The following is a 13906-nucleotide window of genomic DNA, read 5'->3' on the forward strand; positions in this document are numbered from 1 at the left end:
CGCATCACCCCGCATCACGCACCCCGTGCACCGGCTGTCCCGGTCGCCTCCGGACAACTCCCCATAGTATGAGGGCAGTCACACACAGTGGGGGTACTTCGTCCCGCTCACCCGTCCGTGCGTCGGCCCTGTGCTCACTTGCCCGGAGGGCAGCTGCACGTGGGCCTCGGGTCGGGGGCGGGGTCCGGCGCCGGGTCGGGGCCGACGGTGACGGTCACCGTGACGGTGGGCCGCGGGGACGGCGGCTCGGGCGATGTGGTGGGGCGGGGCGCGGTGGCGGTGACGGTCCTGGTGGGCCGCCATGTGGGCCGCACGGTGGGCTTCGGGGGCGGGCTCCAGGTGGGCGGGCGGGTGGTGGGCCGCGCGTCGCAGTCACCGAGCACGTTCGCCCGGAACACGGTGCGCTCGCCGACCGTGGCGGTCAGGTCTCCCCGTACGCACCGGCCGTCGCGTTCCTCGGTGACCTTCCCGTCGACGCGGATCTCCTTGCCGTCCTTGGTCTGGCCCTGGCAGGCGACGGTGGCGACGTTGCGTGCCGCCGGCGCCGCTGTCACCAGCGACGGCCGCTGCGACGGGTTCGCGCTCACCCGTCCGCTGTCGCCGACGGTGGACGTGCACGTCAGCCAGGCGACGTCGATGCCGGCGCGCTCCAGCGCCCGGGTGCCGGTCTGGTCGGTGGTCAGCGCCACCGCGAAGGTGCTCAGTCCCCCGCCGCCGCCCGGTTCGCAGGCGGCGACACCCACCGCCGTCGCACCGGCCAGGACTGCCGCCGCGAGGGTGCGCCTGTGCCGTACGCGCCTCCATGCCCCCATGGCAGGCAGCCTCCCACCACCCCGGTGCGAGGGACAGGCGCCTTTCAGCCGCCGAACAGCAGCCACTCCTGGAGTTCCACCAGGTTCCCCTCGGGGTCCTTCAGATGGGCCACCCGCATGCGTTCCGTCATCGGCGCGGGCCCGTGCACCAGTACCGCACCACGCCCGGTGATCTCTTCGCAGTACCGGTCGAGGTCGTCCACCCGCAGCACCACGAACGACCGGTGCCCGGCGGGCGCCTCGGCCACCTCGCCCAGCAACTGGGCCATCATCGCCCGGTCCTGGAGCGCGATGCCCGCCGATCCGGTCGACGGGGAGAACTTCTCGTACGGGCCGTCCGCGAACCCGGACTGGGGCTTGAGCCCCAGCACCTCTCCGTAGAAGCGGTAACAGGCACCGAAGTCGGATACCAGCAGCCTCACTTGTGCGAGTTCCATGACGCTCTCCCTGTGTGCGAGTGACATCCCTGGTCTTCTGCGCCTTTCAGAGGCCACCGAACCGGAACACCGACGCCGGATGCACGAGCACCGGTACCGGCGTTGGATTCACGAGCACCGGTACCGGCGCCGGGATCACCGGTGCCGGTGTCAGGACCACCGTCCGGTGCGCCCCAGCAGCAGTGCGGTGGCCGCCGTGCCCGCCGTGCTCGTCCGCAGCACACTGCGGCCCAGCCGGTACGGCTTCGCGCCCGCCTGCGCGAACAGTGCCAGCTCCTCCGGGGACACCCCGCCCTCGGGCCCGACCACCAGCACGATGGTGCCCTCCTGCGGCAGCTCGGCGAGCGCCAGCGCACCGCTGTCGGCGTCACGGTCCTCGTGGAGCACGGCGGCGAAGTCGGCGGTGGCCAGAAGTGCGCCCACCTGCTTGGTGCTCATGGCGTCCGCGACCTCGGGGAAGCGCAGCCTGCGCGACTGCTTGCCCGCCTCCCGCGCGGTGGCCCGCCACTTGGCGAGCGACTTGGCGCCCCGCTCGCCCTTCCACTGGGTGATGCAGCGCGCCGCCTGCCACGGCACGACGGCGTCGACGCCGGTCTCGGTCATCGTCTCCACGGCCAGCTCGCCCCGGTCGCCCTTGGGGAGCGCCTGCACGACCGTGATGCGCGGCCTCGGCTCCTCCTCGACGACGACCCCGGTGACGTCCACGACGAGCCGGTCCTTACCCTCCGCCGCCACCACGACGGCCTCGGCGCCTCGGCCGCGCCCGTCGGCGAGGACGACGTCCTCCCCGGCCTTCAGCCGCCGCACGGACACCGCATGACGGCCCTCCACGCCCTCCAGGACGTACCTGCCGCCCTCGGGGACGCTCTCCACCACGAACACCGGCGCCGTCATGACGTCGACCTCCTCAAAGCCATCTCCGTCCACGCCGAGTCCGCCTCGGCCGACAACACCTGCACCAGCCGTCCCGCCGGGATGTCCCGGGCCAGCCGGTGCCCCTGCCCCGCCCACAGCGCCATGCCCTGGGCGTCCCCCACCCGTGCGGCAGCCTGCCGCAGCCCGGCGGTCATGTAGTGCACCTCCGGGTACGCGGACGGCGCGTACGGGCCGTGCTCGCGCATGAAACGGTTCACCAGGCCGCGCGCGGGGCGCCCGGAGAACGCCCGGGTGAGTTCGGTGCGTACGAACAAAGGGTTCTTCAGGGCGTTCTTGTGCATGGCGTGCGCACCGGACTCCGGGCACGCCAGGAACGCCGTGCCGAGCTGCGCCGCGTCCGCCCCGGCAGCCCGTACGGCGGCGATCTGCGCCCCGCGCATCAGCCCTCCGGCGGCGATCACCGGCACCTGCACGGTCTCGCGCACCTGCGTCACCAGCGACAGCAGCCCGAGGCCGCCGCTGCCGTCGGTCTGCGGGTCGTCCCGGTGGGTGCTCTGGTGGCCGCCCGCCTCGATGCCCTGCACGCACACCGCGTCGGCGCCCGCCCACTCGGCGGCCTGCGCCTCCTCCGGGGTGGTGACAGTGACGACCGTGTACGTCCCCACGTGCGCCAGTGCGTCGAGTTCGTCCCGGGAGGGGCAGCCAAAGGCAAAAGACACCACCGGCACCGGATCGTCGACGAGGAGCGCCAGCTTGGCCTCGTACCCGTCGTCGGTGCCGTGGTCGTCACGCTCCTGGATCGGCGTCTCGTACCAGGCGCTCTCGCTGGCGAGCTGCTGCCGGTACAGGTCCAGGGCGGCCGGGTCGGCGGCGGGCTGCGGCATGAACAGGTTGACGCCGAACGGCTTGGAGGTCAGCGCGCGCAGCTGCTTGATCTCCTCGTACATCCCGTCGGCGGTCTTGTACCCGGCGGCGAGGAAGCCGAGCCCGCCCGCGTCGGACACGGCGGCGGCCAGCTCGGGGCGGGACACACCGCCGGCCATGGGCGCGGCCACGATTCCGCGCCGGCACAGCTCTCCCAGCGCGGGCACCACCCGGGTCTCAACAGACATGCCCGCATCGTTTCACGACACGGCCGACCCGCCGAATCGAACCAAAACGGGACCGGACCTGGTGGTCCGGTCCCGCTGTGATGCGAACAGACTCAGCGTCCGTTGAAGGCGTCCTTCAGGCGCGAGAACAATCCCTGCTGCCCGGGCTGGAACTGGCCCTGCGGCCGCTCCTCGCCGCGCAGCTTCGCGAGCTGGCGCAGCAGGTCCTCCTGCTGCGGGTCCAGCTTCTGCGGGGTGGTCACCTCGACGTGCACGATGAGGTCGCCCCGCCCGCCGCCGCGCAGGTGCGTCACACCGCGCCCGTGCAGCGGCACCGACTGGCCCGACTGCGTACCGGGCCGGATGTCGATCTCCTCGACCCCGTCGAGCGTCTCCAGCGGCACCTTGGTGCCGAGCGCGCCCGCCGTCATCGGGATGGTCACCGTGCAGTGCAGGTCGTCGCCGCGCCGCTGGAAGGTGGGGTGCGGCTGCTCGTGGATCTCCACGTACAGGTCGCCGGCGGGGCCGCCGCCGGGGCCGACCTCGCCCTCGCCCGCGAGCTGGATGCGGGTGCCGTTGTCGACACCGGCCGGGATCTTCACCGTCAGGGTGCGACGGGAGCGGACCCGGCCGTCGCCGGCGCACTCCGGGCACGGCGTCGGCACGACCGTGCCGAAGCCCTGGCACTGCGGGCAGGGGCGCGAGGTCATGACCTGGCCGAGGAAGGACCGGGTGACCTGCGAGACCTCACCGCGCCCGCGGCACATGTCACAGGTCTGCGCGGAGGTACCGGGGGCCGCACCTTCACCGCTGCACGTGGTGCAGACGACTGCGGTGTCGACCTGGATCTCCTTGGTGGTGCCGAAGGTCGCCTCGTTGAGGTCGATCTCCAGGCGGATCATGGCGTCCTGGCCGCGGCGGGTGCGCGACCTGGGGCCGCGCTGGGACGCCGTACCGAAGAAGGCGTCCATGATGTCGGAGAAGTTTCCGAAACCACCCTGGCCGAAGCCGCCCGCACCGCCGCCGCCGGAGGCCGACAGCGGGTCGCCGCCGAGGTCGTAGACCTGCTTCTTCTGCGGGTCCGACAACACCTCGTAGGCGGCGTTGATCTCCTTGAAGCGCTCCTGGGTCTTCGGGTCCGGATTGACGTCCGGGTGAAGCTCACGAGCAAGACGCCGAAACGCCTTCTTGATTTCGTCCTGGGAAGCGTCGCGGCGCACGCCGAGTACGGCGTAGTAGTCCGTGGCCACTTACGACTCCGCCAGGATCTGTCCGACGTAACGTGCCACTGCGCGTACCGCTCCCATCGTTCCGGGGTAGTCCATGCGGGTCGGTCCGACCACGCCTAGTTTGGCGACTGCCTCGTCGCCCGAACCGTAGCCGACTGCGACCACGGACGTTGAACTGAGTCCTTCGTGGGCGTTCTCGTGCCCGATGCGCACCGTCATGCCGGATTCGGTGGCCTCGCCGAGCAGCTTCAGCAGCACGACCTGCTCCTCCAGCGCCTCCAGTACGGGGCGGATGGTGAGCGGGAAGTCGTGGCCGAAGCGGGTGAGATTGGCGGTGCCGCCGATCATCAGCCGTTCCTCGGTCTCCTCCACGAGCGTCTCCAGGAGGGTCGCGAGCACCGTCGAAACGGTTCCCCTGTCCTCCGGCTCGAACGACTCGGGAAGGTCCTGCACCAACTGCGGTACGTCCGCGAACCTGCGGCCCACGACACGGCTGTTGAGCCGCGCCCGCAGGTCCGCGAGCGAGGTCTCGCCGAACGGCGCCGGACAGTCGATCATCCTCTGCTCGACGCGGCCGGTGTCGGTGATCAGCACCAGCATCAGCCGGGCGGGCGCCAGTGAGAGAAGTTCCACATGGCGCACCGTGGAACGCGTCAGCGACGGGTACTGCACGACGGCCACCTGTCGCGTGAGCTGCGCGAGCAGCCGCACGGTGCGGGCGACGACGTCGTCGAGGTCCACGGAGGCGTCCAGGAAGTTCTGGATGGCGCGCCGCTCCGGCGTCGACAGGGGCTTCACCCCTGCCAGCCGGTCGACGAACAACCGGTATCCCTTGTCGGTGGGAATGCGCCCGGCGCTGGTGTGCGGCTGGGCGATGAATCCCTCGTCCTCCAGGGCCGCCATGTCGTTGCGCACGGTGGCCGGGGAGACACCGAGCTGGTGACGCTCGGTGAGGGCCTTGGAGCCGACGGGCTCCTCCGTGCCGACATAGTCCTGGACGATGGCGCGCAGCACCTCAAGTCTGCGTTCACTGAGCATCGCGCACACCTCCAAGCCGTGATGTTCCCTGGTGCAGATCGGACATGTGGAGCTTGTGCCCCGGTGTCCTGCTTGGCACTCCCCGTGTGCGAGTGCCAGCGATTCCCCGGGCCAGTGTACGGCGGCGTGGCCCGTCCCGAGCAAGGGCGGCTGCTCACGCTAGCGTCACGGTATGGACATGCGAGTACAAGAAGCAGAGTGGGAACGACTCGCTCCGGGCGTCGTCAGACGGCGGCTGCCGGGCTGGGACGCCACCGTCGGCCTGGTGACGGGCGGGCAGGGAGCACTTCTGTACGACACGGGCTCGACCCTGCGCGAGGGTGCCGAAGTGCGCAGGGAGGCCGAGGCGCTCCTGGGCCGCAGAGTGACACACATCGCTCTCAGCCACCCGCACTTCGACCACGTCCTGGGCACGGGGGTGTTCGCGGGCGTGGAGGTCTTCGCGGCGGCGGGCATGGACACCCTGCTGACCGAGCAGCGCGAGTCCCTGGCCACCGACGCGGTGCGCCAGGGCGTGGACGCGGACGCGGCCACCGAGGCGTCGGAGCTGCTGCGCGCCCCGCAGCACCTGGTGTCCGACGAGCGCACCCTGGACCTCGGCGGCGGGCGCAGCGTGCTCTTCGCCAACCTGGGTCCCGCGCACAGCGGCCACGACCTGGTGGCCCTCGTACCGGGCACGGAGGGCGGCCCGGACGTCGTTTTCTGCGGGGACCTGGTGGAGGAGTCCGGGGAGCCGCAGGCGGGCCCCGACGCGGTCGGCAAGCGGTGGCCCGAGGCCCTGGACCGGCTGCTCGCGCTGGGCGGCGAGGACGCCGTGTACGTCCCCGGGCACGGGGCGGCGGTGGACGCGGCGTTCGTGCGCGCCCAACGGAACGCGCTGGCAGTCCGCTTCGGGGCGGTCTAGCGGCAGAGGCTCTCCTGAGTCAGAGCCTTTGCCGGGTCACAGGTCCTCCGGGGCCGTCACGAAGTCGATCAGTTCCTCCACACGCCCCAGCAGCTCGGGCTGGAGGTCTTTGTACGTGCGTACCCGGCCCAGGATGTGCTGCCAGGCGGCGCCGGTGTTCTCCGGCCAGCCCAGGGCCCGGCACACGCCCGTCTTCCAGTCCTGGCCGCGCGGGACCTGCGGCCAGGCGGGGATGCCGACGGAGGACGGCTTCACGGCCTCCCACACGTCGATGTACGGGTGCCCGACGACCAGGACGTTCGCGTCGGTCACCTGGGCTGCGATCCGGGACTCCTTCGAGCCCGGCACCAGGTGGTCGACGAGGACACCCAACCGGGCGTCCGGGCCCGGTGCGAACTCGGCGACGATCGACGGCAGGTCGTCGATGCCCTCCAGGTACTCCACGACGACGCCCTCGATGCGCAGGTCGTCGCCCCAGACCCGCTCCACCAGCTCGGCGTCGTGCTGGCCCTCCACATAGATGCGCCCCGCTCGCGCCACGCGCGCGCGTGCGTGGGCGACAGCGACCGATCCGGAAGCGGTACGTGTGGGGCGCGCCGGCCCGGCACCCGAGGAGGGGCGCACCAGCGTCACCGGTGCGCCCTCGTACAGGAACCCAGCGGGAGTCATCGGGAACACCCGGTGCTTGCCGAAGCGGTCCTCCAGGGTGACCGTCGGCCCCTCCGCCGTCTTCTCGGTACGGATCACCGCACCGCAGAAGCCCGTCGACACCTCCTCCACCACCAGGTCGTACTCGGCGGCGAGTTCGGGGACGGGCTTCGACTTCTTCCACGGCGGTGTGAAGTCCGGGCTGTAGCTGCGCATGCGCCTGACGCTACGACACCGGGTGCGGCGACTGCCAGGAGGTCAGTCGCTGTCGGCCTCGATCAGCCTGGCCAGTCGTTCCAGCGTCCGCTCCTCGTCGTCACCGGTGACGGTGAGCCGCAGCCGCTCGCCGGGCCCGGCCGCCAGGCCCAGCACGGCCAGGACACTGCGGCCGTCGGCCGTGCGCTCCGCCCCCGCGAGGGTGCCCCGGTGACCGGAGTCGGCGGCCGCCCGTACGAACACCGCCGCGGGCCGGGCGTGGAATCCGCTGCGGGCGCCCACCCGTACCTCCCGCTCAGCCATCGAGTCCCTCGCCGTTGGCCGCGATGACCTTCCGGTACCAGTCGAAGCTGTTCTTCTTGCGGACAGCACTCCGGGCCGGTGCACCGAAACGCCCGCCGAAGCACCCGCCGACGTCGCCCCGCTGTTCGGCCGCCTCCCCCGGCAGCACTTCGGCGTCGACTCCCCTGTGTACGACCTGGACTACCTGGCCGCCCAGTTGAACACCCGCGCCCTGGCCCCGGACGCGGCGCGCGCCCTGGCGCTCACCGGGGCGACGGACGAGAGGGCCGCGGGCGAGGACGACGAAAGTCTTCTGCTGGCGGTCGGGCACCTGGTGGACGCCCTGGACCGGGAGTACCAGGTGGACTTCAGCGACCCGGCGTTCGTGCTGCGCCTGAGCGTGCACGTCAGCAACCTGCTGGATCGGGCGGGCCGGGGCCTGTACAACCGCAATCCGCTCGCGGAGTCCATCAAGACGTCCTACCCGCTGATCTACGAGCTGCCCGTCTTCGTCTCGCGGTAGATCCAGAACCGCTGGCCGGACCGGGTGCGCGTCCGGGTCAACGAGCACGAGATCGCCTGTCTGGCCATGCACCTGGGAGCACACCTGGAGGCGCAGGCGGCCCGCCGGGACCGGCTGTCGTGCACGTTGGTGTGCCCGGAGCACTACGAGCTGGCGACGACGCTGCGGGAGCGGCTGACCGCGGAATTCGGGCAGTACCTGGTCGTGGACCGCCTGGTGACACGGCTGGAGGACGTGCCCGAAGCCGTCGCTGCCGCCGGAACCGGACCCGATCTGGTGATCTCCACTCTCGACCTGGAGGGGCTGCCGGACGGTGCGCCGGTGATCCGCCCGCTCCCCGGCCGTCGGGACTTCGACCGGATACGGGACGAGATCACACGTGTCACTCGCCGTCGGGCCCAGCAGTCCGACCACCGGTCCCTGCTGGACTTCCTCGAACCGACGCTCTTCTTCCGGGACGTGACGGCCGAGGACGAGACGGCCATGATCCGCATCCTGGGCGGGCATCTGATCGACGCCGGGGTGATGGACGCCGCACAGGTGGAGAGCGTCCTGGAGCGCGAACGGCTGTCCTCGACCGCGTTCAGCGACGGCATCGCCGTGCCGCACGCGATGACCATGGCCGCCAACCGTTCCGCGATCGCCCTGGTGGTCAACAGCGAGCCGATGGCCTGGGGCGACAAGCACGTCAACGTCATCGCGCTGATCGCCTTCAGCCCCAACGACCGCAAGACCTTCTGGGCCGCGTTCGAGGAGTTCACCGAGGTGCTCGGCGAGCGGTCGGCGATCCAGCGCCTGGTGCGACAGGCGACGGACTATCCGGCCTTCGTCCGGGAGATCCGCGCACTGCCGGGGCCACTGAGGGCCCGCGGCCGGGAAACGCGCCGCCGCACGGAGCATCCCGTACGGCAAACGCGGAGGATCCCTTACGGCGAAAGGGCCGTCCGGCCGCTCAGTCCACCAGGTCCCGCACCACGGCGTCGGCCAGCAGCCTGCCGCGCAGCGTGAGGACCGCACGGCCTTCGATGTAAGGACCGTCCTCCAGGAGGCCGTCCCTTACCGCCTTCTGTGCGGCGGCGAGCCCGGCGGGCTTCAGCAGGGACAGTTCGCAACCCTCCACCAGACGCAGTTCCAGAAGGATGCGCTCGACCCTGCGGTCCTCCTCGGAGAGCACCTCGCGTCCAGCACCGGGGGACTTGCCGTCGCCCAGTGCCTGCGCGTAGGCGCCGGGGTGCTTGACGTTCCACCAGCGGACCCCGCCGACGTGGCTGTGCGCGCCGGGGCCTGCACCCCACCAGTCGGCGCCCCGCCAGTACAGCTCGTTGTGCAGGCAGCGGCCGGCCTCGGACGTGGCCCAGTTGGACACCTCGTACCAGGAGAACCCGGCCGCCGACAGCGCCTGCTCGGTCATCAGGTAGCGGTCGGCGTGCACGTCGTCGTCGGTCATGGGGACCTCGCCGCGGCGGATGCGCCGGGCGAGCTGGGTGCCCTCCTCGACGATCAGGGCGTACGCGCTCACGTGGTCGGGCCCCGCGCCGATCGCCGCGTCCAGGGAGGCCTGCCAGTCGGCGTCGGACTCCCCCGGGGTGCCGTAGATCAGGTCCAGGTTCACATGGTCGAACCCGGCCGCCCGCGCCTCCGCCACGCACGCCTCGGGCCGTCCGGGGGTGTGCGTGCGGTCCAGGATCTTCAGGACGTGCTGCTTGGCGCTCTGCATGCCGAAGGAGACCCGGTTGAAGCCGCCCTCGCGCAGCTCCGCCAGGTAGGCCGGGTTCACCGACTCCGGGTTCGCCTCGGTGGTGACCTCGCAGTCGTCGGCGAGGCCGAACTCCTCGCGGATCGCCCCCAGCATCCGTACGAGATCGCCGGCAGGCAGCAGGGTGGGCGTGCCACCGCCGACGAACACCGTGCGCACCGGGCGCGGGTCGTCCCCGAGGACCTTGCGCGCGAGGCGCACTTCCTCGATCAGCGTCGCCGCGTAGTTGTCGCGCGAGGCGAGCGCACCGCCCGAACCGCGCAGTTCGGTCGCCGTGTAGGTGTTGAAGTCGCAGTAGCCGCAGCGGGTGGCGCAGTAGGGCACGTGCAGATAGAAGCCGAGGGGCCGCTCCCCCGCATTCCGCAGCGCATCGAGAGGCAGCGCCCCGTCCTCGGGCATGGGCTCACCATCAGGCAGTACGGAAGGCATGCCCCCATTGTCCGCCCTCCGCGTGCCTTCCCGTCCCGCCGGCCGCCCGGGGGCCTATTCCGCGCGCAGCACCAGCAGTGCCAGGTCGTCGTCGGGAGGCTCGGCGGCGAAGGAGTGCACCGCCCTGGTGATCCTTTCCGCCACCCCCTGTGCGGAGAGCCCCACACACTGTGCGAGCTGCGCGGCGACGCCTTCCCCGTCGTCGAACATGACCCTGCCGCAGCGGCGCTCGGTGACTCCGTCGGTGACGCTCAGCAGCGTCTCCCCCGGCGCCAGGACGAACGTCTCGCTCTCGTACGTCGCGTCGTCGAGGACGCCGAGCAGCACCCCCGGCCGTCCAGCCGCCCGCACCTCCCCGTCAGGCCGCAGCACCAGGGGCAGTGGGTGCCCGGCGCTGGAGACCGTGCACCGCACCCCGCCGCCGTCGGCCTCCGGCAGTGGCTCCAGTTCGCCGTACAGCATCGACAGGAAGCGCGCCTGGGGCCCCTCGGGGAGTTCCTGTCCCCCGGCGGCGGCGACCAGCCGGGCGGCGGCGTCCGCGGACTCCGTGGCGTCGTCGAGCAGCAGTCTGTTGAGCCGGTCCAGTACCTCTGCCACCTGGTACCCCTCGCGGGCGAGCAGCCGCAGCCACGGCCGCACCAGTCCGGTGACCACCGCCGCCTCCGGACCGTTTCCCTGGACGTCGCCGAGCGCGAAGCACCAGCGGCCGTCGGCCGCGTGGAAGATGTCGTAGAAGTCGCCCCCCGCGACGCCCTCGCCGCGCGGCTCGTAGACCAGCGCGCTGGTGAGGCCGGGGATCTCGGCAACCTGGCTGGGCAGCAGGGCCCGCTGGAGGACGTGCGAGATGGTGGCCTGCTGGGTGTAGCGGCGGGCTGCCCCCACCGCGAGCGCCACTCTGCGCACGAAGTCCTCGATGAGCCCGGTGACCTCGTCGGGGATGCGCACTATGCCGGCCCTGCCGAGCATCAGGATGCCGACCCTGCGGCCGCCGACCACCATGCGGCAGGCGAGCACCGCCCCGGCTCCCCCGAAACTCTCACCGGTGCCGGGCCACGGAAGCGGCACCGGGCCGCCTCGCGCCGAGTCCGGCAGCCGGGGCGGTTCCTTCTCCAGCAGGGTGCGCAGTTCCTCCATGCACGCCTCGCGCGCGTGCCAGACCCGGGCGAGCCGGGGTTCCGCCGACGGGCCGCCGCCCTCCGGGTCCAGCCACACCGCGCACCAGTCGGCGAGCCGGGGCACCAGCAGCTGGGCGGCGAGCGCCACCACCATGTCCTGGTCGAACTGTCCGGCGAGCAGGTCGGAGGCCTCCGCGAGGAACGACAGGGCGCCTCGGTTGATCCAGTCGGGGTCCTCGTCGCGGACCGCCCGCCGGGGCAGCGGGGCGAGGATCTCCGCCGCCCGCAGCCCCCGCTGGAGGGCCCGGTGGGAGGCGAGGGCGGCGGGCGTGAGGGTGGGTTCGTTCACCGGCGAGGGCTGCCAGCCCTCCAGCGGGAGGGCGGCCCAGACGGTCTTGAGGCCGGTGCGGTAGGTGACGCCCCAGCTCTCGGCGAGACCGGCGACGAGGTGCAGGCCCCTGCCGTACTCCGGTGCGCCGTTGCGGTCGCGGCGCTGCGGTTCGTTGCGCACGACGCGGGAGGGGTGGTGGTCGGAGACCTCGATGACGAGCGAGGCCGCCTCGCTGGTGGCGCCCGCGGGCTCGATGCGGCAGAGCAGTTCGACGGTGGTGCCGGCGTGCACCACCGCGTTGGTGACGAGTTCGTTGACGACGAGGCAGGCGTCGTCGGCAAGTCGTCCGGCGAAGTTCTCGTCGGAGGGCAGCAAGGACGTACCGGACCAGTCCACGATCGCGGCCCGCAAGAACTTCCGGGCGGCAGAAGGGGCGAGTGGATTACCGGGCAGGCTCGTGCGGGCGTAGGACTGGATCTCGTACCTCCCGGCCCGCGGGGCTGTCGCGCGGGATTCGGCGTCCCGCTGCGTCGGAATGGATGTCACAGTGCGGCTCCTGATCGATCGTCGCAGCGCGCCGCCTACGACTGATCGGTTGTCGCAATGCGCCGCTCACGACAACCACAGGGTGACAGACTGAGCCTGCCCATAAGCACCGAGTCACCGAAGTGGGCCTCGATGAACGAAGATCGTGCCGTTTCACGCCCTGGTGTCCGCTCCGGCGACCGCCCGGGAACACGCACTGCCACCAGCGCCGGAGCAGGTCCCGCCGACGGCCTCCGCGGCTCGGACCACCCCGGTGAAGGTTGGTTGCACGCATCCGAGCTCCGCCCCCTCCTCGCCGCGATGACCGCGCTGCGGGACGGCGACTTCCGGGTGCGGCTGCCCGAGACACAGGAGGGCACCCCGGCGGAACTGGCCGCCGTCTTCAACCAGATCGCCACCCGCAAGGAGCACTACGGGGCGGAACTCTCCCGGGTCCGCAGAGAAGTCGTACGGCACGGCAGACTCGACGAGCGGCTCGCGGTGAGCCCCGGCCAGGGTGGCTGGGCCTCCAACATCAACAGTACGAACGCACTTCTGGACGCCCTGGTGGTGCCCGCGGTGAACGCCACGCGTGTGCTGGACGCGGTGGCCGGCGGTGATCTCACCCAGCGCGTCGATCTGCACGACGGGAACCGGCAGTTGCACGGCGACCTGCGGCGGCTGGGCCGTGCGGTCAACAAGATGGTCGACCAGCTCTCCCTGTTCACCGGCGAGGTGACCCGGGTGGCCCGCGAGGTCGGCACCGAGGGACGGCTCGGCGGCCGCGCCAAGGTGCAGGGCCTGTCCGGCAGTTGGCGGGACGTCACCGAGGCCGTGAACACGATGGCGTCCCGGCTGACGGCCCAGGTGCGCGACATCGCGGCGGTGACGACAGCCGTGGCGCGAGGGGATCTGACACGCACCGTCACCGTCGAGGCGACCGGTGAGCTGCTCGAACTGAAGCTGACCGTGAACACGATGGTCGACCAGCTCTCCGCCTTCGCCGACGAAGTCACCCGCGTCGCCCGAGAAGTCGGCACGGTCGGTCAACTGGGCGGCCGCGCACAGGTGCGCGGCGTCTCCGGGGTCTGGAAAGACCTCACCGACAACGTCAACTTCATGGCGTCCAACCTGACCTCACAGGTCCGCAACATCGCACAAGTCACCACCGCCGTCGCCAACGGCGACCTGTCGCAGAAGATCACCGTCGACGCACAGGGCGAGATCCTGGAACTGAAGTCGACGATCAACACGATGGTCGACCAGCTCTCCGCCTTCGCCGACGAAGTCACCCGCGTCGCCCGAGAAGTCGGCACCGAAGGAAACCTCGGCGGCCGCGCACAGGTGCGCGGCGTCAGCGGTGTCTGGAAAGACCTCACCGAGAACGTCAACTTCATGGCGGACAACCTGACGTCCCAGGTCCGCAATATCGCCCTGGTGTCGACGGCAGTCGCCCAGGGCGATCTCGGCAAGAAGATCACCGTCGAGGCGAAGGGCGAGATCCTGGAACTGAAGTCGACGATCAACACGATGGTCGACCAGCTCTCCGCCTTCGCCGACGAAGTCACCCGCGTCGCCCGCGAAGTCGGCACCGAAGGAAACCTCGGCGGNCGCCCGCGAAGTCGGCACCGAAGGAAACCTCGGCGGTCAGGCACAGGTGCGCGGCGTCTCCGGCGTCTGGAAAGACCTCACCG

The 13906-nt window shown here is 71.4% G+C and carries 14 protein-coding genes and 1 pseudogene; 4 read left to right on the plus strand and 11 right to left on the minus strand.

The features are described from left to right. Nucleotides 1-134: 134 nt before the first annotated feature. The 6 genes from IE269_RS36845 to hrcA all read right to left on the minus strand — a co-directional run bounded on the left by IE269_RS36845 (nucleotide 135) and on the right by hrcA (nucleotide 5483). Entirely contained in the window at nucleotides 135-812 is a 678-nt protein-coding gene (locus IE269_RS36845) for a hypothetical protein (RefSeq protein WP_189827657.1), read from the minus strand. A gap of 44 nt (nucleotides 813-856) precedes the next feature. Further along, complete coding sequence (locus tag IE269_RS36850; RefSeq protein WP_189827658.1) at nucleotides 857-1249, minus strand: VOC family protein; 393 nt, start codon at nucleotides 1247-1249, stop codon at nucleotides 857-859. Between the two features lie 150 nt (nucleotides 1250-1399). After that, nucleotides 1400-2143 carry a 16S rRNA (uracil(1498)-N(3))-methyltransferase gene (locus tag IE269_RS36855; RefSeq protein ID WP_189827659.1) on the minus strand — a complete coding sequence of 248 codons (744 nt, stop codon included), beginning with the start codon at nucleotides 2141-2143 and terminating at the stop codon, nucleotides 1400-1402. Further along, nucleotides 2140-3237 (minus strand): nitronate monooxygenase, encoded by a 1098-nt coding sequence (locus tag IE269_RS36860; protein ID WP_438817667.1) that lies wholly within the window; start codon nucleotides 3235-3237, stop codon nucleotides 2140-2142. Before IE269_RS36860 ends, IE269_RS36855 begins: the two co-directional genes overlap by 4 nt. 92 nt (nucleotides 3238-3329) lie before the next feature. Continuing rightward, on the minus strand, nucleotides 3330-4466 hold the full coding sequence (gene dnaJ, locus IE269_RS36865; protein WP_189827660.1) for a molecular chaperone DnaJ: 1137 nt from the start codon (nucleotides 4464-4466) through the stop codon (nucleotides 3330-3332). Continuing rightward, nucleotides 4467-5483, minus strand: coding sequence for a heat-inducible transcriptional repressor HrcA (hrcA, locus tag IE269_RS36870; protein ID WP_189827661.1), 1017 nt, complete (start codon nucleotides 5481-5483; stop codon nucleotides 4467-4469). Nucleotides 5484-5655: 172 nt separating this feature from the next. Here hrcA and IE269_RS36875 point away from each other — a divergent pair, with 172 nt between their 5' ends. Continuing rightward, nucleotides 5656-6387 (plus strand): MBL fold metallo-hydrolase, encoded by a 732-nt coding sequence (locus tag IE269_RS36875; RefSeq protein WP_189827662.1) that lies wholly within the window; start codon nucleotides 5656-5658, stop codon nucleotides 6385-6387. Between the two features lie 36 nt (nucleotides 6388-6423). On the opposite strand, the gene IE269_RS36880 is transcribed toward IE269_RS36875, so the two are convergent. The 3 genes from IE269_RS36880 to IE269_RS36890 are packed head-to-tail and all read right to left on the minus strand — an operon-like array spanning nucleotide 6424 to nucleotide 7702. Then, complete coding sequence (locus IE269_RS36880) at nucleotides 6424-7251, minus strand: DUF3097 domain-containing protein (RefSeq protein WP_189827663.1); 828 nt, start codon at nucleotides 7249-7251, stop codon at nucleotides 6424-6426. A 42-nt stretch (nucleotides 7252-7293) separates the two neighbouring features. Then, on the minus strand, nucleotides 7294-7554 hold the full coding sequence (locus IE269_RS36885; RefSeq protein WP_189827664.1) for an HPr family phosphocarrier protein: 261 nt from the start codon (nucleotides 7552-7554) through the stop codon (nucleotides 7294-7296). Further along, the gene (locus tag IE269_RS36890; RefSeq protein ID WP_189827665.1) at nucleotides 7547-7702 is read right to left on the minus strand and encodes a hypothetical protein; all 156 of its coding nucleotides are present in this window, start codon (nucleotides 7700-7702) and stop codon (nucleotides 7547-7549) included. The genes IE269_RS36885 and IE269_RS36890 overlap by 8 nt, the downstream gene beginning before the upstream one ends. 18 nt (nucleotides 7703-7720) lie before the next feature. On the opposite strand from IE269_RS36890, the gene IE269_RS36895 reads away from it, so the two are divergent. Both IE269_RS36895 and IE269_RS36900 read left to right on the plus strand, forming a co-directional pair. Next, complete coding sequence (locus IE269_RS36895) at nucleotides 7721-8056, plus strand: PRD domain-containing protein (RefSeq protein WP_189827666.1); 336 nt, start codon at nucleotides 7721-7723, stop codon at nucleotides 8054-8056. A gap of 24 nt (nucleotides 8057-8080) precedes the next feature. Next, nucleotides 8081-9064 carry a PTS sugar transporter subunit IIA gene (locus IE269_RS36900; RefSeq protein WP_189827667.1) on the plus strand — a complete coding sequence of 328 codons (984 nt, stop codon included), beginning with the start codon at nucleotides 8081-8083 and terminating at the stop codon, nucleotides 9062-9064. Here IE269_RS36900 and hemW read toward each other — a convergent pair. Continuing rightward, nucleotides 9009-10241 carry a radical SAM family heme chaperone HemW gene (gene hemW, locus IE269_RS36905; protein ID WP_189827668.1) on the minus strand — a complete coding sequence of 411 codons (1233 nt, stop codon included), beginning with the start codon at nucleotides 10239-10241 and terminating at the stop codon, nucleotides 9009-9011. The genes IE269_RS36900 and hemW overlap by 56 nt on opposite strands. A 54-nt stretch (nucleotides 10242-10295) precedes the next feature. Then, nucleotides 10296-12233 carry an ATP-binding SpoIIE family protein phosphatase gene (locus IE269_RS36910; RefSeq protein ID WP_438817666.1) on the minus strand — a complete coding sequence of 646 codons (1938 nt, stop codon included), beginning with the start codon at nucleotides 12231-12233 and terminating at the stop codon, nucleotides 10296-10298. 300 nt (nucleotides 12234-12533) lie between these two features. On the opposite strand from IE269_RS36910, the pseudogene IE269_RS43875 reads away from it, so the two are divergent. Next, a pseudogene (locus IE269_RS43875) lies at nucleotides 12534-13700 on the plus strand (HAMP domain-containing protein); the annotation flags it as partial. Nucleotides 13701-13906 lie beyond the last annotated feature (206 nt).

Origin of the sequence: Streptomyces spiroverticillatus (assembly GCA_014650415.1) — a bacterium.
Lineage (GTDB): Bacteria > Actinomycetota > Actinomycetes > Streptomycetales > Streptomycetaceae > Streptomyces > Streptomyces spiroverticillatus.